This is a genomic window from Rhodococcus sp. IEGM 1381, from assembly GCF_030056795.1.
Lineage (GTDB): Bacteria > Actinomycetota > Actinomycetes > Mycobacteriales > Mycobacteriaceae > Rhodococcoides.
The window spans coordinates 54,363-72,751 of record NZ_JASHKQ010000018.1 but is presented as its reverse complement, the minus strand read 5'-3'; the positions used below and the strand labels follow the sequence as shown (position 1 = coordinate 72,751).

Below are 18,389 nucleotides of genomic sequence, written 5' to 3'. Positions count from 1 at the left end.
GCACGTGTGCTCGAGAGCGTTCCCATTCCGACCGGACCGGCCGCGGCAGACATCCTGCCGCGGCTGAGCCGTGTGCTGGCCGGTGACGGACCGGCCCTACTTCCTGTTCCCGCCGACGATCCGCGCGAGATCGGTCGCCTACACGACGCCCTGGCACCCGGCACTCCTATCGACGACGGCGTCGCACTGGTCGTCGCAACGTCCGGCACGACGGGAATACCCAAGGGCGCCATGCTGTCTGCGGCCGCTCTGGTCGCGTCGGCGACGGCGACCGAGGAGCGACTCGGCGGGCCTGGTTCGTGGCTGCTGGCGCTGCCCGCACACCACATCGCCGGGATGCAGGTCTTGCTGCGCAGCGTTCTCGCCGGAACGTCGCCGGTGATCATGGATGTGTGCCGCGGTTTCGACCCGGTCGCCCTGATCGAGTCGGTGGGCCGGATGTCGGGTCCCCTGCGCTACACGTCACTGGTTCCCGGTCAGTTGGTGAAGGCATTCGAGAACCCCGATGCCGTTTGTGCATTGGCATCTTTGGACGCCGTATTGCTCGGCGGAGCTGCCACGCCGATTCCGTTGCGGGAGAAGGCGCATGCTGCGGGGATCCGCCTGGTACGGACCTACGGTATGAGTGAGACCGCCGGCGGCTGTGTGTACGACGGAGTTCCGTTGCGCAACACGGTGGTGCGCTTCGACGACGGCAGAGTGGTGTTGGGCGGCAGAACTCTCGCCTCGGGATACCGGAACCTGCCAGACCATCCGGCGTTCGCCGAACCGGGCTGGTTCCGCACTGACGACGCGGGAACGATGGTCGACGGGGTGCTGAGCATTACCGGCCGACTCGACGAGGCGATCTCGACGGGCGGCTTGACCGTCGTACCGCAGGTCGTCGAAGCGGCACTGGCAACGCATCCCGCCGTCCGAGAGTGCGCTGTCGTCGGATTGCCGGACGAGCGCCTCGGCCAGAAAGTGGTGGTCGCGGTGGTCGCCTCCGCGCCGGTGACGTTGGCGGAGTTGCGCTCTCACGTCGCATCGTCGTTGGACATCACGGCCGCGCCACGGGAGTTGTTTCTGGTCGAATCACTGCCGACCCGAGGCCCGGGAAAACTGAATCGAGCAGAATTGCGGGCTGTGCTGGGGAAGCGCTGAGCGGGCCGCTGTTCGACACTCCCCCGGTTGGCGGCAAACGCGCTCGCGTTTGCGCTCGATCAGCTCAGCGGCGTGCCTTGATGGTGCACCAATTCCCATCCCGATTCGATGCGACGCCACAGCGACGTTCAGCGCGCCCTCATGGCCGATGTTTGCGAAATCCAGTGCAGAAGAATGAAATCCGTACCGATTGCTCGTCCACTCAGTTCGAGTACCTCGATCTCCACGGACTCTTCGCTGCCCAGTAGGTCGAGGATCGACGCCTTGTCCCACACCGCGCCCGAGGCTCCCACTTCGGTGAAGTCCTCGGCGAGCAGGTCGGCCAGCCGGTCTGTGTCGCGTCGACAGTGCGCAGTCTGCAGCTCTCGCTCGAGGTCGAGAACTGTCGACAGGTCGGTGCCTACACAGGGTGAACCATCATGGTTGGGCGACATGAGTCACAGTCTCCCGCACAAACGCGCTCGCGTTTGCGCTCGATCAGTGTCAGGGTCAGCTCAACCCGCCATTTTTTCGTACAGGCGCTCCACGTCGGCGTCGGACCATCCCGGCGGATCGAGGATGTCGGCCCACATGCGCACCGCGTCGGCTCCGTAGCTGTGGCCGTGCCCGTCGTCGACGTCGGTGGAGAAGACCTGATCGAACGTCAACTGCCAGAACGTGACGAACGGGAACCACTGCACTCCCGGGTCGACGTCGGTGCCACGCGGTTCGTTCAGCCAGTCGGGTCGGCCGAGAATCAGATCGGGTGACCACCACACGATGGGGTCGGATGCGTGCTGCCAGTACACGATTCGCGGCTCTTCCCACGGCCCGCCGATGTCGAGGTCACCGGAAGACCCCGCGAAACGGACGTGTTCGCCGCCGTCGACGACGGGCAGAATCTCGCGGGAACCGACGTCGCGTCCACCGGTGATACGGGCCCACTGAGGAGTGAAGTTCGGGTTACCGACCCACAGGGCACCGTCGATGCGCGCGATCATGTCCTGTGCACCGCTGAACGCATCCTGCCCACCGTAGGCACCGAGGCTCTCGCCGAACAGCACCAACTTGGGTCGCGAATCTTGCGGAAGTTCGCTCCACACCGCGTAGATCGCCTCGAAGAGGGCTCGCCCGGCATCCTGCGGGGTCTGACGGTCGGCCAGAAATGCCATCGGGCTCGGTAGGAACGAGTACTGCATCGACGCAATCGCCGAATTTCCGTCGTACAGGTATTCCAAGGGGCGAGCGACGGATTCGTTGACCCAGCCTGTTCCCGTGGTGGTGGCAACGGCGAGTACCGCGCGCGAGAACGCGTCGGTGCGCTCGAGCTCGGCGACCACTCGGTCGGCGACACCCTCGATGGTCTCTGCCGACTCGACACCCGCGTACGCGCGAATCGGTTGCACCGCAGGCCTACCGGTGAATGTGCTGATCTCGTCCAAGGTGGCCCCGGACGCGACGAAGCGTCGCCCCTGTTGACCGAGCGAATCCCACGGCTCGTTCGACGCGTCCGAACCGGAAAGCTGTACGGCGCTCGGCTGTTCCACGCCCTCGTCGGTACCACGATCGGCGGCCGAAGCCGACTTCTCCGCAACGGCCACTATTCCGCGAATCAAAGCGCCGTTGACGGCGAACACCACCAGCAGCGCAACCACGATCACGCTGGCGATCCTCGCCACCGGCCTCGGTACGTACTGCTTTCCCCATCGCGTCAACGCACGGGTTGCTCGCCGCAGCAGACGGCCGAGAGCCAGCACGGCCACGGCCACCACCAACGAGAGCACCAACACCGCGATGTACAGCGGTCTGCCGGGGTCCTCCACGCCGACCAGCGTGCGGACGATCTGCTGCCACCACGAACCGAGGATGAGGAACAGCGGAATCACCACCACCGCAGCCGCGGCCAACGCCCACCACCCACGTCGACGCCACTGCTCCGGCCAGTCCGGTGACACTCCGCAGAGCCGGACCACCCAGGCAATGAGGCATCCCACGCCGTACCCGATCGCGACACTGATTCCGGTGGCCACTGCCTGCAGGTACCACACACGGGGCAGCAAGGACGGAGTCATCGACAGCGCATAGAACACGAGCGCGAAGAAGATGCCGACAGGATGCAATGCGCGGCAGTACCGATCCGCTCGTGAATCCCGCCAATACGAACGTATCGAGGCCGACCGCTGTGTGGTCACCCGCCGATCGTATTGGCCCGCCGACTGGGCCGCACCTACTTCGACGTGCAAGCATTCAACGCATGAGTGTTCTGGTCTGCTTTCACGCGCATCCCGACGACGAAGTGTTCGGCACCGGCGGGGTGATGCGTCTGGCGGCCGATGCCGGCCATCGCGTCGTACTCGTCACCGCAACCGACGGCGCCCTCGGAGAATTTCCGGACGGAATCCTCACCGAGGGAGAGACATTGGCAGAGCGCCGACGCATCGAATTGGATCGTTCGGCGGCCGTACTCGGGGTAGACCGCGTCGTTCGGTTGCACTACGCCGATTCCGGCATGGCGGGCACTCCGGAAAATGCCAACCCGGAGGCCTTCTGCAACGTCGACGTCGACACCGCGGCTGGGCGATTGGCCGACGTGTTACTCGAAGAGCAGGCCGACGTCGTCACCATCTACGACCCGAACGGTGGATACGGCCACCCCGACCACATTCAGGTGCACGTGGTCGGCAAGCGCGCGACCGAGATCGCCGAGACCCGGAACGTGTACGAGACCACGACCAATCGCGATCACATGCGTCGCCTGATGGAGGCAAATCCCCACTGGGGCGAGGAGGCGTCACCGCCGGACATGGAGACGTTCGGACTGCCGGAAACCGAGATCACTACGGTGGTCGACGTGTCGAGCGTGATCGCGGCGAAGCGGGCCGCCATGGAAGCGCACGAGACTCAGGTCGGCGATTTCGGTCCGTTTCTGCAGATGCCCATCGAACAACTCACCTCCGCCTTCGGCACCGAATGGTTCAGAAGGATGCGGGGTACCGGTGGCGTCGGCCTGACGGAGACCTCGCTGCCACTGTGACACCACACGACAGGTGACGCGTTTCGGCCGTGAGGTGCGTCGTCTCGGGATACGCGATGTCGTCGGGCACTGTCCTCAGATCGTAGGCCTCGGGCCCGAGCCCTACGAATTGACGTTTGGATTGTTTTGAGACCCTAACCAAACCGTGAGACGGTACAGTGACCTCGTCGCCTGTCTCGAGGGCGCGCAATTTACACCTGATCGCCGTCATCGAATCGGAGAGGCCGGAGAAGCGATGCGTTCGTCCGTGGGTGTGTCGCTGGGCACGTGCGGCATCCGCACGGCCCGGACCACCGAAGACGGCACCTGGACCGACGGCACCCCGTTCGACGACTGGCAGCTCTCCCCCTCCGCCGAGGACGTCGCGCGTGTGGTCCGCGGCATCGTCGATCGGCCCGACGCACCGCAATCCCTCGGCGTCGCCCACCGCAGCCCCGAGGAGCGGGCACAGATTGCCGCAGCCCTGGCCGAGGAGTACGTCTCCGACGTGCACCTCATCGACGAAACCGGCGCGGCACTGGAATACCTGCGGCCCGGACTGCCGTCCCACCACCGAACGATCGCATTGTTCGACGCCGGAGACACAGGCGTGGGCATCGACATCGTGGACGTCGAATCCGGCCGCTCCTACGGTTCGACGCGCACCACCGCCATCAGTGGGAGCGCGTTCGACGCCATCGTCCGCGAGCACATCCTCGGCCTCGGCATCGTGCGACCGCCACAGTCTCCCGACGAAGAGAGCGCACTCACGGCCTTCTGCCGAGGAATCAAAGAAGCGCTCTCCACACACCAGACCACCAGCACACCCGACGGCGAGCACGTTCTCCTCGAGCGGCACATCTTCGAATTGTCCATAGCGCGCTCCACCGAGCAGGCCGCCGCGACGGTTCGCCAGCTCGGCCTCGAGGCCGAGTTCTATCCCGACGCCGTCGTCGCCTTCGGTGGAACGTCGAATGTTCCGCTGGTCCGGGCCACCCTGGAACGCTTTCTACAGCTGCCGGTCATCGTCCCGGATCGGCCGGAGCTGGTGGTCGCCGGTGGAGCGGCTGTGCACGCCGCCCACATGGACGCGGCCCGGGTGCCGCCCCTCGTCTCACACCGACCGGCACTGACGCGGCTGGGAATGATCGCGCTGCCGATCGCGGGGGTCATCGCGGCCATCGGGCTGTTCACCGCCATCGGGTCCGGCAAGGGAGACCAACCGCTGAGTACCCCCGCCAGCGTGGGCGAGCGCGTTTCGCAGACCACATCGCCTGCGGCCGGCACTACGACGACCTCGACTATCGCGCCTGCCCCCGACGTCGCTCCGCCGCCTCCAACGACTTCCGCGCCGCCGCCTGCAGCAGATCCGGCACCCTACGTGCAGTACCAGCCGCACTATTACCCGCCGGCACCTGCGCCGGCACCCACCGTGCCGCTGCCACAGATTCCGGGCGTCCAGATGCCCGTCATTCCCCTGCCGGTATTGCCGCGTCTGCCGTTCTGACCGGCCGCGTTCTCGTCCGTCGAACGGATACGGAAGGATCGTCGCTCATGGCCACCACTGCGCAATGGATCGAAGGCGCGCGACCGCGCACACTTCCGAACGCGATCGCTCCCGTCCTCGTCGGGACCGGTGCAGCCGTGTCACTGGACGCCGGGGTGTGGTGGAAGGCGCTGCTGGCCTTGATCGTGTCGCTGGCCCTGATCGTCGGCGTCAATTTCGCCAACGACTACTCGGACGGAATCCGCGGTACCGATGACGATCGAGTTGGGCCCTTGCGCCTGGTCGGCTCCAAGGCGGCCTCCGCAGGCGCGGTCAAAAGGGCCGCCATCGGCTGCTTCGCCGTCGGTGCCGTAGCCGGACTGGCGTTGGCCGCGACCAGTGCCTGGTGGTTGGTCATCGTAGGACTGGTCTGCATAGCCGGTGCCTGGTACTACACCGGCGGCTCGAAGCCTTACGGCTACAGCGGATTCGGCGAGGTCGCAGTATTCGTGTTCTTCGGACTCGTCGCGGTTCTCGGCACGCAGTTCGTGCAAGCAGAGCAGATAGACTGGGCCGGAGTGTTGGCCGCGGTAGCCGTCGGATCGTTCTCGAGCGCCGTACTCGTCGCCAACAACCTGAGGGACATCCCCACCGACACCGAATCCGGAAAGCTCACGCTTGCAGTGCGATTGGGTGACACCCGAACTCGCTACCTGCATCTCGTACTGCTGGCGGTGCCGTTCGCGATGACAGTGGTTCTGATTGCCCGAACTCCATGGGCACTGGTGGGCTTGCTGGCACTCCCCTTCGCTGCTCGCGCGAACTCCCCGGTACGAAAGGGTGCACACGGGTTCGAATTGATTCCCGCACTACGCGATTCGGGCTTGGCGATGCTCGTCTGGGGAGCGAGCACCGGTGTTGCGTTGGCCTTCGCCTAACGCTTGTCGGGCACGAAAGCGCCGAGCAGGAAGTTCACGATCGAGATGATGATCGCGCCCCAGAACGCAGCGGCGAACCCCACGATCTCGAGGCCGTAGCCGGTCTGCGAAGACAACCAGCCCGTCAACAGCAGCATCAGTGCATTGATCACGAGGGTGAACAGTCCGAGAGTCAGGATCAGCAACGGCAGCGAGAGCAGCTTCACCATCGGCTTGATGAACGCGTTGACGATCGTGAGCACGGCTGCGATACCGAGCAGCACCACGATGTCCCACCCATCACCGCGACCCGAACTGGTGACAGTGATCCCGTCGACGAATTCCTTGGCGACCCAAATGGCTACAGCGTTGATCACGAGCCGAATCAGAAAGTTCATGGCCGCCATCGTAGGGTTCGCAGCGTTGGGCGGCTACGGCGTCCGACCTAGCAGGACCGTCGACCGCCGCTCATCGAGCGAACAATGCCGCGGTGCAGACGAGGCTCCATACTCCGTTCTGCAGACTCAGTGATCCAAGGCGACGTCGACGAACACTCGTCCGCGGTCGTCTCGAGTCGCCGTTGCGAGGCCGGCATACTGAACACCGCCGAGGTCGACGTCGACCCTCCCGCCGTTGTTCATGAAGTTTCGCCACCAGTTCTTCTTGTCCGGCATCGCAACCCCGATTTTCAGATGGTCACCTTTCCGGCTGATCGCGACCGGCAGTGAGATCTTCTTGCCGGACTTTCGGCCGGTGTAGGTCAAAATGCCCATCGTCCGTCCGAGCACCCTGTCGAGTACGGGTGCCTTCATCACGACCATGAAGATCTTGTTGAACGCTGCCGCCGACTTCTGAAATGTGTTCATCGTGTCCGCCTCCGAGCTCGCTCCCCGCGCCTGGTGCTGAGCGTAGCCGTCGTGCTTGACGACGGGCGCTCACTGCGACGACAGACCGACCTCCATCGACTCGGCGAGAGTGGTCAGGGACTCGAGAACACGCGTCCGTTGTGCACCCAATGCGTCGAACAGTCGTCCGTGAGCGTCGAGCTCGCGAGGAAAGACCTCGTCCACAACTTTTTTCCCCGTCTCGGTCAGGGTGATCGAGGCAGACCGTCGATCTTCGGCGCTGGGCACTCGGTCGATGAAACCGCGGCGTTCGAGTTTGCCGAGTGCCTTGCTCACCCCGGCGCGTGTCATGCCGAGCAACTCTGCCAACCGCACTGCCGTCACCTGCTCGACTGCGTAACGCAGGGGCACCATCAACTCCACCTCGGCGACGGAGACATCGGCGGCGGCGTATATCGGTTCGACGGCCAGATCGAGCAGCGCGACGATGCGTTTGATCTGGGCCACCACCTGCATCGGTGAAGTGTCCAGTTCTGAATTGGACTCGGTCCACCGTGCGCAGGTCAGCTCACGGAGCGAAGCATCGGTCATCGTCACCACCAATATTGTAAACCAGTTGACAGTTCTGTTACGTTCACACTTTAGCCCATCGACTTCGAGGAGCTCTCTTGACATACGACACGGTGGTCGTAGGCGGCGGACCCGCCGGGCTCAGTGCCGCAACCCTTTTGGCGCGGGCCCGTCGTCGCGTGATCGTCGTCGACGCCGGAGAGCCGCGCAACGCCCCTGCCGACCATATCCACAACTTTCTCTCGCGCGACGGTTCCACACCTGGGGACCTGCGTGCGGCCGGACGCCAGGAGGTTCTCCGGTATGACGGAGAGATTCTGCAGGGCAACGTAACTCGAATCGAGAACGGCTTCGAGATCCACCTCGGCGATGACACAGTCCTGACTTCGCGATCGGTATTGGTGGCCACCGGGCTTCGCGACGAACTACCCGACATCCCTGGAGTTCAGGAGCAGTGGGGTTCGGGGGTTCTGCACTGCCCGTACTGTCACGGCTACGAGGTACGAGATCAGCCCATAGCCGTTGTCGGCGGGTCCAACCGACCGTTCACGGTCCATCAGGCTTCGTTGATTCGACAGTGGTCGGAGGACGTCGTCTTCTTCACCAACGGCATCGAACTGAGCCACGACGAACGGCTCCGACTCGACGCTCGGTCCGTCGACGTCGTCGACGCGCCCGTTGCCCGAGTCGTCGTGCGGGATGGTCGCGTCGCCGGCATCGAGCTGTCCGACGGGACCGTCGTTCCTCGAACAGTCGTGTTCGTCGGCCCGACATTCGTCCCGAACGACACGCTCCTGACTCCGATCGGGTGCTCCCGCCTCGACAACGGGTGGGTGGCTACCGACCCGACCGGGCTCACCAGCGTCGACGGCCTGTGGACTGCAGGGAACGTCTCGGACTCTCCCGCCCAGCTGATCAATTCGGCAGCGGCAGGATCGAAGGCAGCGATCGCCATCAATCACTACCTCCTCGAACTCGATGTGACTCGGGCCGTCAGCGCACTCTGAGGTCCTTCCACCAGGGCAGAGGAATGTGTCGGTGCCTTGGTTTAGTCTTGTGGCAACGAGGTCGAATGCGTGTTCGATCTTCGGTCGCTGGGGGGTGACATGGGGCTACGAAAAAAGGCGTGGACGACGGACGATCATTCCGTGCTCGCCGACGTTCTGGGCGCGCGCCGGACGATCAACGCTGCTGTCGCTTCCGAGCTTGTTCTCATGGACGAATACGTCCGGAATCGAACGGCATGCGCATCGCCGTGGGACACCGGGGTGACCGAGAAAGATCTGTACAGCTCGGCAATCTGCGAACTGGCGGCAGCACTGTCGTCCACCTTCGCCGCCGTGAACAACAAGCTGCAGATGTGGCGTCAAGTGCGCCCTCTCGTGCGTCAAGGTTTCATCGACGGTGCACTCGACCTGGAGCGAGTCAGGACGATCCACGATCATCTGCTTCACGCCCGGCCGGAGACGGTCGTCGCCCTGGAGGCCGAAATTCTCAAAGCCGCCGGGGAGATGGCTCCGAGCACCTTGGGTCGCGAGATCGACCGACTGCTCATCGAGGCCGACGCCGACTGGGACCGCGCTGTGCGCAAGCATGCCGCCCGCACCGAGAAGCGAATCCGCCTTCGTCGCCGGGCACGGGGACTGTCCAGCCTGACCACCCTGATGACCGACGGCGAAGCCGACGAACAGCTTTCGCGGATCGACGCCGAGGTCACGCGCCTGCACCCGGAGGATCCGCGTTCGGACGACCAACGGCGAGGCGATGCCCAAACTGCATTGATGCGCGGCGAGGCACTGCAGTGTGAGTGCCCCACGTGCCAGGTGTCTCGCGAGGATGTGACGGATCCGGAGGCCCCTGATACCCACGAGTCCCCCGAGATCGGTGGTCCGAGTCCGGAGACAACCGAGCCCTCGAACACGAATTCCGACGCAACCGGTGAAACCGGTGAAACATCCAGCGACAGTTCGAGTCCCGCTCCGGACACGATGCCACCGGCCGCACCGCCACCCGAGCCTCCTGCGTCCGACACGCCGGCCCCTGATACGCCGGCCACCGATACAACGACGCGATCGCGGCCGGGTGGAGGAACGCTGATCGAAAGGTGGCGTGCCATCGTCGGGGACGACCCCATCGGCGTCCACGCCTTGTACCCCGACGGCCACGGGGGCATGAAACTCCCGCCTCCGGGCGCACTGAGCTACACGCCCAGTCGAGCTCTCTCGGCGCGAGTTCGTGCCGAACAGCCGTACTGCCTCCATCCTGGCTGCAACGTGCCTTCGGAACGATGCGACCTCGACCACATCGTCGAATTCGACCGACAACAACCCGAGAAAGGCGGCTGGACGATCCTCACGAACATCGGTCCGCGCTGCCGGCTCCACCACAACCTCAAAACTCGGAAGCTGTGGCGCACCGAACTACTCCCGGAAGGAGTCCTACATATCGTCGATCCACTCGGAAATCACTACTTCACACCGCCCGCCCTGTGAAAGTGAATCACCTAGGGTTGGTTCGGTGAGCACCGCAAATCTGACCCGGACCGAAACTCGCAGGCGATCGCGACACATCGACGGGGTGAAGTATCTCGTCTGTCTGGATCTCCTGCGGGCCGAGGACATGGATGTCGATACCTTCGAGACGGTCACGACCATCGAGTTCGACGCCACCACCGCAGCGACATGGGTCGACTTCATCGGTGCCGCTGTCGACGAGGTCACCGTCAACGGCACCGACTCTGAGGTCGATTACGACGGCGCTCGCATCCAATTGGTCGGACTCACCGAGCACAACATCGTTCGGATACGTGCACGCGGGCGATACAGCAGGTCGGGTGAAGGACTGCACCGCTTCGTCGACCCCGTAGACAACGGCGTCTACCTCTACACCCAGTACGAGCCGGCCGATGCTCGACGGGTGTTCGCAAACTTCGAGCAACCGGACCTCAAGGCCTCGTTCACGCTGACGGTCACGGCACCATCGGCATGGACAGTCTTGTCCAACCGCGCGGGGGTCACCGACGACACAGTCACTACGTTCGCCCCGACGCTGCCCATATCGACCTACATCACCGCGGTTGCGGCCGGCCCGTATCACGGCGTCGAATCATCATGGACGCGAGGCGAACTGACCGTTCCTCTCGGCGCATATTGCCGAGCCTCACTCGCCGAGCATTTCGACGCCGAGGACATCTTCGACATTACGAAGCGAGGCCTGGACTTCTTCCACGACAAATTCGACTATCCGTACCCGTTCGGTAAGTACGACCAGATCTTCGTACCCGAGTACAACCTCGGTGCCATGGAGAACCCCGGACTCGTCACGTTCACGGAATCGTACGTATTCCGTTCGGCGGCAACCGAAGCCCAGTACGAGGCCCGTGCCAACACGATCTTGCACGAGATGGCGCACATGTGGTTCGGCGACCTCGTCACGATGCAGTGGTGGGACGATCTGTGGCTCAAGGAGTCGTTCGCGGACTACATGGGTGCGTACGCATCGGCCGAGGCCACTCGATTCGCCGATGCCTGGGTCAGTTTCGCGAACCGCCGAAAGGCGTGGGCCTATCTGCAGGATCAACTCCCCACCACTCATCCGATCGTTGCCGACATCACCGATCTCGAGGCCGCCAAGCTCAACTTCGACGGCATCACCTACGCCAAGGGCGCGAGTGTGCTCAAGCAATTGGGGGCATTCGTCGGTGCCGACGCCTTCTTTGCTTCCTCCCGCAACTACTTTCGCACCCATGCCTTCGGTAACACGACTCTGACGGACCTGTTGAGCGAGATGTCCACCGCAAGCGGGCGCGATCTCGACACCTGGGCGGCAGCGTGGCTGCAGACCACCGGCGTGTCCACACTGTCCTATACGGGTAATGCGATCGAACAGACGGATCCGCGTCCGCACCGCATCGCCGTCGGACTCTACGATCTGAACGAGGACGGGAATCTGACGAGAACCCACCGCCGGGAACTCGACATCACCGAGGCGCGAACACCGGTCGACTTCGAAGATGCCGCGCTGGTTCTGCTCAACGACGACGATCTGACCTACGCCAAGATCCGATTCGACGAGCGCTCCAATGCCACCGTGCAGGCCTACCTCGATCGCATCGTCGACCCCCTCGCGCGAGGGCTCGTGTGGTCCGCGCTGTGGAATTCCACCCGGGACGCTGAGCTCTCTGCGCGCGAATACATCGATGTCGCAACCAAATTCGCACCCAACGAGCCCAAGATCGGCCTTCTCTCCGCGGTGACGGCCAACGTGGCGTTCACTCTCGGGCACTATCTTCCCGACCATCGGCGGGACGAGCCCACCCGGCAATGGTTGAATGTGTCGTGGAGGCAACTGCAGTCGAGCGAACCCGGGAGCGACGCACAGTTGGTGTGGGCGCGCGCGGTCGCATCGGCTGCGCAGCTGGACGACTTCCTCGCGGAGGATCTGCTCTCGCTGCTCGATGGCACTCTCACCATCACGGGACTGCGACTCGATCCTGATCTCCGCTGGGCATTCTGGCTGGCACTCGCCGCCACCGGCGACGCGACCTCCCACGACCTCGATGGCGAACTCGCCTCGGACGACACCTCGTCGGGGCGCACCGCTCATACCGCGGCGTCGACAGCCATTCCCGACGCCGCCGTCAAGGCGAGGGCGTGGGCCGCTGTCACCGAACGCGAGGACATCTCGAACGATGTTCTCGACGCCTTCATCACCGGCTTCGGGGCGGGTCACCGACCGGACCTCACTGCGCCCTACGACAACCGATACTTCGAGTCCATCTCGTCGTTGTGGACCTCACGCAGTATCGAGATCGCACGGCGAATCGTCGTTCGCCTCTTTCCGCAGCAGTCGTCGACCGACTCCGCAGACGCGTGGCTCGCTGACCACGAGTGGGCACCGGCTGCGCTTCGGCGCTTGGTGATCGAGCAGCGAGACCACCTGGCCCGGAGTCTGCGCGTCCAGGCCCGGCTAGGGTGACGAACATGCCTGGCCACGATGCTCGACGCTCGATCACCACCTCCGCCCTGGCCGCCGGTGGCTTGCTCGGCGGCTTCGCTGTTGCCCGACAATCGGGCAATCGACAACTCGGCGGAGCAGTTCTTGCGGCAGTCGGCGTTGCGTGCACAGCGCAGTGGCAGAAATCCTCGGGCTCGGCTCGCGCCGGCGCACTGCTCGGGACCTACCTGGTCGCGTTCGGCGCATCGCACCCGCTTGCGAAGAAGATCGGTGCGTGGCCGGCGGTCGGCACGGTCGCTGCAGCAACTGCGGTGGCCTCGTTGGTCGTGAGCAGGTAGGTCGGCTCACGGGCCCGGTCAGAACGCCCCGGTACGAATGAACTCTCCGAGAGCGGCGGTCGGTTCGTCGAGATTCATGCCCTGGTCCGCGACCCAGGTGTCGTCGAAGTACGTCTGCGAGTACCGATCTCCACCGTCACACAGCAATGTCACCACGCTGCCGCGTCGGCCTGCGGCGATCATCTCCGCGATCAATCCGAAGGCTCCCCAGATGTTGGTGCCCGTCGATCCGCCCACCCGCTTTCCGATGGCCTCCGAGGTGAATCTCGCGGCAGCGACGGACGCGGCATCGGGAACAGCGATCATTCGGTCTATCACCTGGCCGACGAACGACGGCTCGACGCGCGGTCGCCCGATCCCCTCGATGCGGGAGGACAAGCCGGTCTCGAATCCTGCGTCGCCGGTCTCGTAGCCACCGATGAACGCCGAGTTCTCTGGGTCCACCACGGCCAGTTGCGTTGCGTGCCTGCGATATCGGATGTAACGACCGATCGTGGCGCTGGTTCCACCGGTCCCTGCGCCCACCACCACCCAGTCGGGAATGGGGCATTCCTCGAGCCGGAGTTGGTCGAAGATCGACTCGGCGATGTTGTTGTTACCGCGCCAATCGGTAGCTCGCTCGGCATGGGTGAACTGGTCCATGTAGTGGGAGTCGGGTGCTGCTGCGAGCCTGTGCGCCTCGGTGTACATCTCACCCGGCCGATCGACGAAATGGCAACTCCCACCATGAGACTCAATGAGCGCGACCTTGGACGGGCTGGTGCTCCGCGGCATCACTGCGACGAACTTCAGGCCCAGCAGTCGAGCGAAGTACGCCTCACTGACGGCGGTGGAGCCCGACGAAGCCTCGATCACCGTCGTACGCTCGGTGACCCACCCGTTGCAGATCGCATAGAGGAACAGTGACCGAGCCAGCCGATGCTTCAAGCTGCCGGTGATGTGCGTGGACTCGTCTTTGAGGTATAGAGAAATCCCCCACGCTGCGGGGAGCGGGTACCGCAACAGGTGCGTGTCGGCGCTGCGTTGGGAATCGGCCTCGATCAGCCGGACGGCATTGTCGACCCAGGTTCGTGATCCCGAGCGATCGACCGATGCAGTCATTTCTTGCCGTCTTCACCGCGCAGTTTCAACTGCAGGTCCGCACGCGCGGTGCGCCGGTCCTCGTCGACTGCTGCGATGGATTCGTTGACGCGGATCCGCATCTTCTTGAACAGGAGCAGCGACAACGGCAACGAGATCAGCACTGCGAAAATCGCGGCGACGAGTACCGGAACCTCGACACCGAACAGTAAACCGACTCCGACGATGACCGCAGCGATCAGGATGACGAGGGCCAGTCGCGCGAAGGTGTAGACGCCGAGGTTCACGGCGAGGGACTTCTTGGCCGACCTACCTGGCACGGCATTTCCGCTGGTCGGTTTGCTGCTGTCGGCATTCGTCGCTTCACTCACGCCTTCCAGGTTACCGGGCTCGCCGGGCATTCCGACCCGCCCCCGCAGTGACCGATTTGTCCATTACCTCCCCTTTACCAACCTTGTATCAGTCGAGTACCTAGGGGTTCGAGTGCAACCATGGGTTCCGAACGCAGCAGACCGATATCTCCGGTTCGACGCAAATGCACCGAACCGCATCGTAGGAGGACACGACAGATGAGCGCACCCACATTCCACAAGGCTCAGGACTCACTGCTCACGCCGGGTCAGGTAGCCGCGCTTTTTCACGTCGACCCCAAGACTGTGACTCGCTGGGCACACGCCGGACGCCTCGGATCGCTCCGCACTCCCGGTGGACACCGTCGATTCCGTGAGACCGAGGTAATGCAGTTGCTGACCTCGCTGACGACCGAAGCCGGCGCACACCACTGATTCGGACGCGGTACCCAAGTACGCGCAGAATCCGCACCCGTACGAACTCATCGAACATTCTCAGGAATCTTCGACGCTCGACGGGTGCGGAGGTTGTTGCATCGCGGCTACCCTCGTAGTAGGAGGTGCGTCGTGATTTATATATTGGCGTTGATCGGCTTGGTGGCAGTGGTGGTTCTGTTCTGGAAGGCTTTCGGGCCGAGCGCAGGTGCTGCACCGACCCGCACAGTCGGACCGGATGACGATCCCGATTTTCTGTGGCGAATCAATCGTGAAGCTCGCCGCGGTGGGAAAGACGGAACCGAGGCCGGCACCGAACCGACCGAGTAGGGGTTCGGCAGCTTTCAATCGGGGCGAGAAGCGGTGGGCGAGTCCGGAAATCCGGCCGCTACCGCTGCCGCCACTTCCAGCAGCGCGGTGCGGGTGCGTCCACGGAGACGATCCAGCTCGATCTCTGCGCCCTCCTCGAGATGCGGGTCGAACGGAATCGTCCGTACATGAGCGCAGCGCTGCTCGAAGTGCTCGATGACCTTCTGTAAGTCTACTTTTCCCGCTCTGGGCCGAACGCCGTTGACCACGGCCACCGACGTGGCCACCAATGCGCGATACCCGTGAGCATCGAGCCAGTCCAACGTCGCCGAGGCGCTCCGTGCACCGTCCACCGACGCCGAGCTGACGACCACGAGAGTATCGGTGCCTTCGAGGATGCTTTCCATGGCCGAATGCATCAAACCGGTTCCACAATCCGTGATCACGATGCTGTAGAACTTCTCCAACATGTCGACCGCGCGGTCGTAGTCTTCGCCGCTGAACGCCTCCGACGCTGCCGGATCCGAGTCGGACGCCAACACCTCCAAGCGGTTGGCATTCTGCGACGTGTAGGCACGGACATCGCTGTAGCGATCCAGAGAATCTATGTCACGCAACAAGTTTCGAACGGTTGCAGTCGTTTCGCAAGGAACCTTCTGCCCCAGTGTTCCGCGGTCGGGGTTCGCATCGATCGCGATCACTCGATCACCTCGGATGTCGGCGAACGTCGACCCCAGCGTCGCGGTGGTCGTCGTCTTGCCGACTCCGCCCTTCAGTGAGAGCACCGCGACGCGATAGCACCCCACGAGCGTCCGATCCACCTGTGCGGTCAGCTCGAGCCGGCGCTGCTGGGCGGCGCTGTTACCAACATCGATTCGGCCGCCGGACATTACATACAGCGCCCGACGCCATCCGGAAACCGGTGGCACATTCGCCGATCGAACGAGCAACGAGTTGCCGAGATCGCGCGAGGAGACCGGCTGCAGAATGGGCCGATCACCCGAGAGACTCTGACCGATCGCCGCTGTGTGGGGAATCAGAAGCGGCGCGTCGACATCGCCGTGCTGCTGCTGGGGATGGAGCGGTGCGATGCGTTGCGGTTGCGGAAGTTGTGGCCACTGACCGGCCTGAGCTGGCCACTGATTCTGTGGACTCCATTCACCCTGCGACCCACCCTGGCCGTGAGGCACCACCTGCCCCTGCGGCCCGCCCGGGCCCTGGTGCGGAGCCCAGTTGTTCGGCGGAGCCCAATTGTTCTGCGGCACCCAATTGTTCTGCGGCGCTCCATAATTCTGTGGCATCCACTGCTGAGGTGGCGGTGGCCCTGATGGCACCGGCGGCATAGGCGGATTCTGGATCGGCTTCGCCTCGGGCGCTGGAGCCACGGCACTCTGCACCGCAGGAGTCGCCTGCTCAGGGAAAGCTACGGGAGTCTTGGGCTGGTTTGTCCATGTCCCGCTCGCGGTGGTTTTGTCCACCTCTTCGCCCAGCACCACCGCTTCAACAGAACCCACAGCCGCATCAGGTCCGTCGGCCCCAGTGTTTATCCCGCTCTCGGCTTCTTTACCGATTTCGGTCTGCTCGGAAGCATCTTTCGACACAACCGCAGATTCCGCGGTGACCGGCGGCGGAATAGGCGTGGGCTTGGCCTCGTGTGGCGCTACCGGTGGGTTGTCCGCGCTCTCGGGCGGCATGGTGATGGGGGTCGAGCGGAACGGTTCCCGTCGAACCGCGGGCTTCGCGTCGGATCCGGATGTGGTTTCGACGGCGGCCGCGGGCGAGTCGGTTCTCGATTCGGGGTTCACCGCCGGCTCCGGAGCTCGGTCGTCCGGCAGGTCGTCGTCCAATGGTCGGACAGGTTGCCAGTTGTTCTCGTGCCGATCGGCCATGACCGATTCCCCCCAGTTCGCGTCCTACATCCTTCGATCCGGCTCGGATGTCTCCCCCATCGAGCCGGATCGGACGCTACCAGCTGAGCGGCCTGCGCAGCGGCCGACTGCTAGTTCAGGCCCGCATAGCTGTGCAGTCCCGAGACCACCATGTTGATGATGAAGAGGTTGAACAGCATGGCGGTGAATCCGGCGACGTTGATCCACGCGGCGCGGGTGTTGCGCCAGCCGGAGGTGGCGCGGGCGTGCAGGTAGGCGGCGTAGATGATCCAGGTTATGAACGACATCGTTTCTTTGGGGTCCCAGCCCCAGAAGCGTCCCCATGCGGCCTCGGCCCAGATCGCACCGAGGATGACGCCTGCACCGAAGAGCGGGAAGGCGACGATGGTCGTCTTGTATGCGAGTCGGTCGAGGGCCTGGGCGTCGGGCAGCTTGGACGCGAATTTGCCCCAAAACCCGACGCTTTCCTCGCCGAGGGGCTGCTTGATGCGCAGCAGGAACAGCAGGCTTGCCACACCGGAGACCAGAAGGATGCCGCTGCCGACGCTGACGATGGTGACGTGGATGGGCAGCCAGTACGAGCGCAGTGCCGGGACGACCGGGGCGGCGTCGGCGTAGAGCTTGGTGGCGGCGAAGAACATCAGCACGATGATCGGTGCGAGCACGAACACGAGCATCGGACGCATCGTCTTCTTACGCAGGGCGATGACCGAGGTCAGGGCCGCGGCCGCGGTCGCCATGGTGACGAACTCGTACATGTTGCCGAGCGGGAAACGGTGCGTGGCGAATCCGCGCAGCACCACCGCGAGGACGTGCAGTGCGAGGGCCGGCGCGAGCAGCGCGAAACCCATGCTTGCGAGGCGGTCGGAGAGCGGTCGTTTCGGGGCTTCGACAACCAGTCCCGGTCGGGACTGGGCCACCGGCGCACCGGCACCGACGAGTTCTTTCGCCTGCGCGGCGGTCGCCTTGGCGGAGGCGTACTGGGCGATGAGTAGGACGAATGCGAGCACGTAGATGGTGAACGCTGATTCGAACGACCAGTCGCTGTACTGCGAGAGTGTCTCGTTGATCGGCATCGG

At 64.1% G+C, this 18,389-nt stretch carries 19 protein-coding genes; 10 read left to right on the top strand and 9 right to left on the bottom strand.

Features of this window, described 5'->3' with window-relative positions; genetic code table 11:
* Positions 1 to 6 precede the first annotated feature (6 nt).
* Complete coding sequence (gene menE / locus QM797_RS23590; RefSeq protein WP_283278087.1) at positions 7 to 1,143, top strand: o-succinylbenzoate--CoA ligase; 1,137 nt, start codon at positions 7 to 9, stop codon at positions 1,141 to 1,143.
* Between the two features lie 128 nt (positions 1,144 to 1,271).
* Here the strand turns inward: menE and QM797_RS23585 are convergent, their stop codons facing one another.
* Both QM797_RS23585 and QM797_RS23580 read right to left on the bottom strand, forming a co-directional pair.
* On the bottom strand, positions 1,272 to 1,577 hold the full coding sequence (locus QM797_RS23585; protein WP_283278085.1) for a nuclear transport factor 2 family protein: 306 nt from the start codon (positions 1,575 to 1,577) through the stop codon (positions 1,272 to 1,274).
* A 60-nt stretch (positions 1,578 to 1,637) separates the two neighbouring features.
* Positions 1,638 to 3,314, bottom strand: coding sequence for an alpha/beta hydrolase (locus tag QM797_RS23580; RefSeq protein WP_283278084.1), 1,677 nt, complete (start codon positions 3,312 to 3,314; stop codon positions 1,638 to 1,640).
* A 62-nt stretch (positions 3,315 to 3,376) separates the two neighbouring features.
* On the opposite strand from QM797_RS23580, the gene QM797_RS23575 reads away from it, so the two are divergent.
* The 3 genes from QM797_RS23575 (at position 3,377) to QM797_RS23565 (ending at position 6,559) form a co-directional block, all read left to right on the top strand.
* The gene (locus QM797_RS23575; RefSeq protein WP_283278083.1) at positions 3,377 to 4,156 is read left to right on the top strand and encodes a PIG-L family deacetylase; all 780 of its coding nucleotides are present in this window, start codon (positions 3,377 to 3,379) and stop codon (positions 4,154 to 4,156) included.
* Between the two features lie 235 nt (positions 4,157 to 4,391).
* Positions 4,392 to 5,642, top strand: a complete 1,251-nt coding sequence (locus QM797_RS23570) for a DUF7159 family protein (RefSeq protein WP_283278082.1) — start codon at positions 4,392 to 4,394, stop codon at positions 5,640 to 5,642.
* 47 nt (positions 5,643 to 5,689) lie between these two features.
* Positions 5,690 to 6,559 (top strand): 1,4-dihydroxy-2-naphthoate polyprenyltransferase, encoded by an 870-nt coding sequence (locus tag QM797_RS23565; protein ID WP_283278081.1) that lies wholly within the window; start codon positions 5,690 to 5,692, stop codon positions 6,557 to 6,559.
* Here the strand turns inward: QM797_RS23565 and QM797_RS23560 are convergent.
* From QM797_RS23560 to QM797_RS23550, 3 genes are all read right to left on the bottom strand, one after another.
* Positions 6,556 to 6,936 (bottom strand): phage holin family protein, encoded by a 381-nt coding sequence (locus tag QM797_RS23560; protein WP_032380413.1) that lies wholly within the window; start codon positions 6,934 to 6,936, stop codon positions 6,556 to 6,558. The genes QM797_RS23565 and QM797_RS23560 overlap by 4 nt on opposite strands.
* A 126-nt stretch (positions 6,937 to 7,062) precedes the next feature.
* Positions 7,063 to 7,404 carry a nitroreductase/quinone reductase family protein gene (locus QM797_RS23555; protein ID WP_283278080.1) on the bottom strand — a complete coding sequence of 114 codons (342 nt, stop codon included), beginning with the start codon at positions 7,402 to 7,404 and terminating at the stop codon, positions 7,063 to 7,065.
* Between the two features lie 69 nt (positions 7,405 to 7,473).
* Positions 7,474 to 7,974: a MarR family winged helix-turn-helix transcriptional regulator gene (locus QM797_RS23550; RefSeq protein WP_283278107.1), complete on the bottom strand. Its 501-nt coding sequence runs from the start codon at positions 7,972 to 7,974 to the stop codon at positions 7,474 to 7,476.
* 77 nt (positions 7,975 to 8,051) lie between these two features.
* On the opposite strand from QM797_RS23550, the gene QM797_RS23545 reads away from it, so the two are divergent.
* The 4 genes from QM797_RS23545 (at position 8,052) to QM797_RS23530 (ending at position 13,247) form a co-directional block, all read left to right on the top strand.
* Positions 8,052 to 8,960 carry an NAD(P)/FAD-dependent oxidoreductase gene (locus QM797_RS23545; protein ID WP_283278079.1) on the top strand — a complete coding sequence of 303 codons (909 nt, stop codon included), beginning with the start codon at positions 8,052 to 8,054 and terminating at the stop codon, positions 8,958 to 8,960.
* A gap of 69 nt (positions 8,961 to 9,029) precedes the next feature.
* Entirely contained in the window at positions 9,030 to 10,445 is a 1,416-nt protein-coding gene (locus tag QM797_RS23540; protein WP_283278078.1) for an HNH endonuclease signature motif containing protein, read from the top strand.
* A gap of 25 nt (positions 10,446 to 10,470) precedes the next feature.
* The gene (gene pepN / locus QM797_RS23535) at positions 10,471 to 12,930 is read left to right on the top strand and encodes an aminopeptidase N (RefSeq protein WP_283278077.1); all 2,460 of its coding nucleotides are present in this window, start codon (positions 10,471 to 10,473) and stop codon (positions 12,928 to 12,930) included.
* Positions 12,931 to 12,935: 5 nt separating this feature from the next.
* Complete coding sequence (locus QM797_RS23530; protein ID WP_283278076.1) at positions 12,936 to 13,247, top strand: hypothetical protein; 312 nt, start codon at positions 12,936 to 12,938, stop codon at positions 13,245 to 13,247.
* Positions 13,248 to 13,265: 18 nt separating this feature from the next.
* On the opposite strand, the gene cds1 is transcribed toward QM797_RS23530, so the two are convergent.
* Entirely contained in the window at positions 13,266 to 14,348 is a 1,083-nt protein-coding gene (gene cds1, locus QM797_RS23525; protein WP_283278075.1) for an L-cysteine desulfhydrase Cds1, read from the bottom strand.
* Positions 14,345 to 14,728 carry a DUF4229 domain-containing protein gene (locus QM797_RS23520; protein WP_283278074.1) on the bottom strand — a complete coding sequence of 128 codons (384 nt, stop codon included), beginning with the start codon at positions 14,726 to 14,728 and terminating at the stop codon, positions 14,345 to 14,347. The genes cds1 and QM797_RS23520 overlap by 4 nt, the downstream gene beginning before the upstream one ends.
* 168 nt (positions 14,729 to 14,896) lie before the next feature.
* On the opposite strand from QM797_RS23520, the gene QM797_RS23515 reads away from it, so the two are divergent.
* Together QM797_RS23515 and QM797_RS23510 are read left to right on the top strand one after the other, a co-directional pair.
* Positions 14,897 to 15,112, top strand: a complete 216-nt coding sequence (locus tag QM797_RS23515; protein ID WP_037187021.1) for a BldC family transcriptional regulator — start codon at positions 14,897 to 14,899, stop codon at positions 15,110 to 15,112.
* A 132-nt stretch (positions 15,113 to 15,244) separates the two neighbouring features.
* Entirely contained in the window at positions 15,245 to 15,442 is a 198-nt protein-coding gene (locus QM797_RS23510; protein ID WP_283278073.1) for a hypothetical protein, read from the top strand.
* Positions 15,443 to 15,456: 14 nt separating this feature from the next.
* Here the strand turns inward: QM797_RS23510 and QM797_RS23505 are convergent, their stop codons facing one another.
* Both QM797_RS23505 and ccsB read right to left on the bottom strand, forming a co-directional pair.
* Complete coding sequence (locus QM797_RS23505) at positions 15,457 to 16,764, bottom strand: MinD/ParA family ATP-binding protein (protein WP_502942388.1); 1,308 nt, start codon at positions 16,762 to 16,764, stop codon at positions 15,457 to 15,459.
* A gap of 656 nt (positions 16,765 to 17,420) precedes the next feature.
* Complete coding sequence (gene ccsB / locus QM797_RS23500) at positions 17,421 to 18,386, bottom strand: c-type cytochrome biogenesis protein CcsB (RefSeq protein ID WP_283278072.1); 966 nt, start codon at positions 18,384 to 18,386, stop codon at positions 17,421 to 17,423.
* Between the last annotated feature and the right edge of the window lie 3 nt (positions 18,387 to 18,389).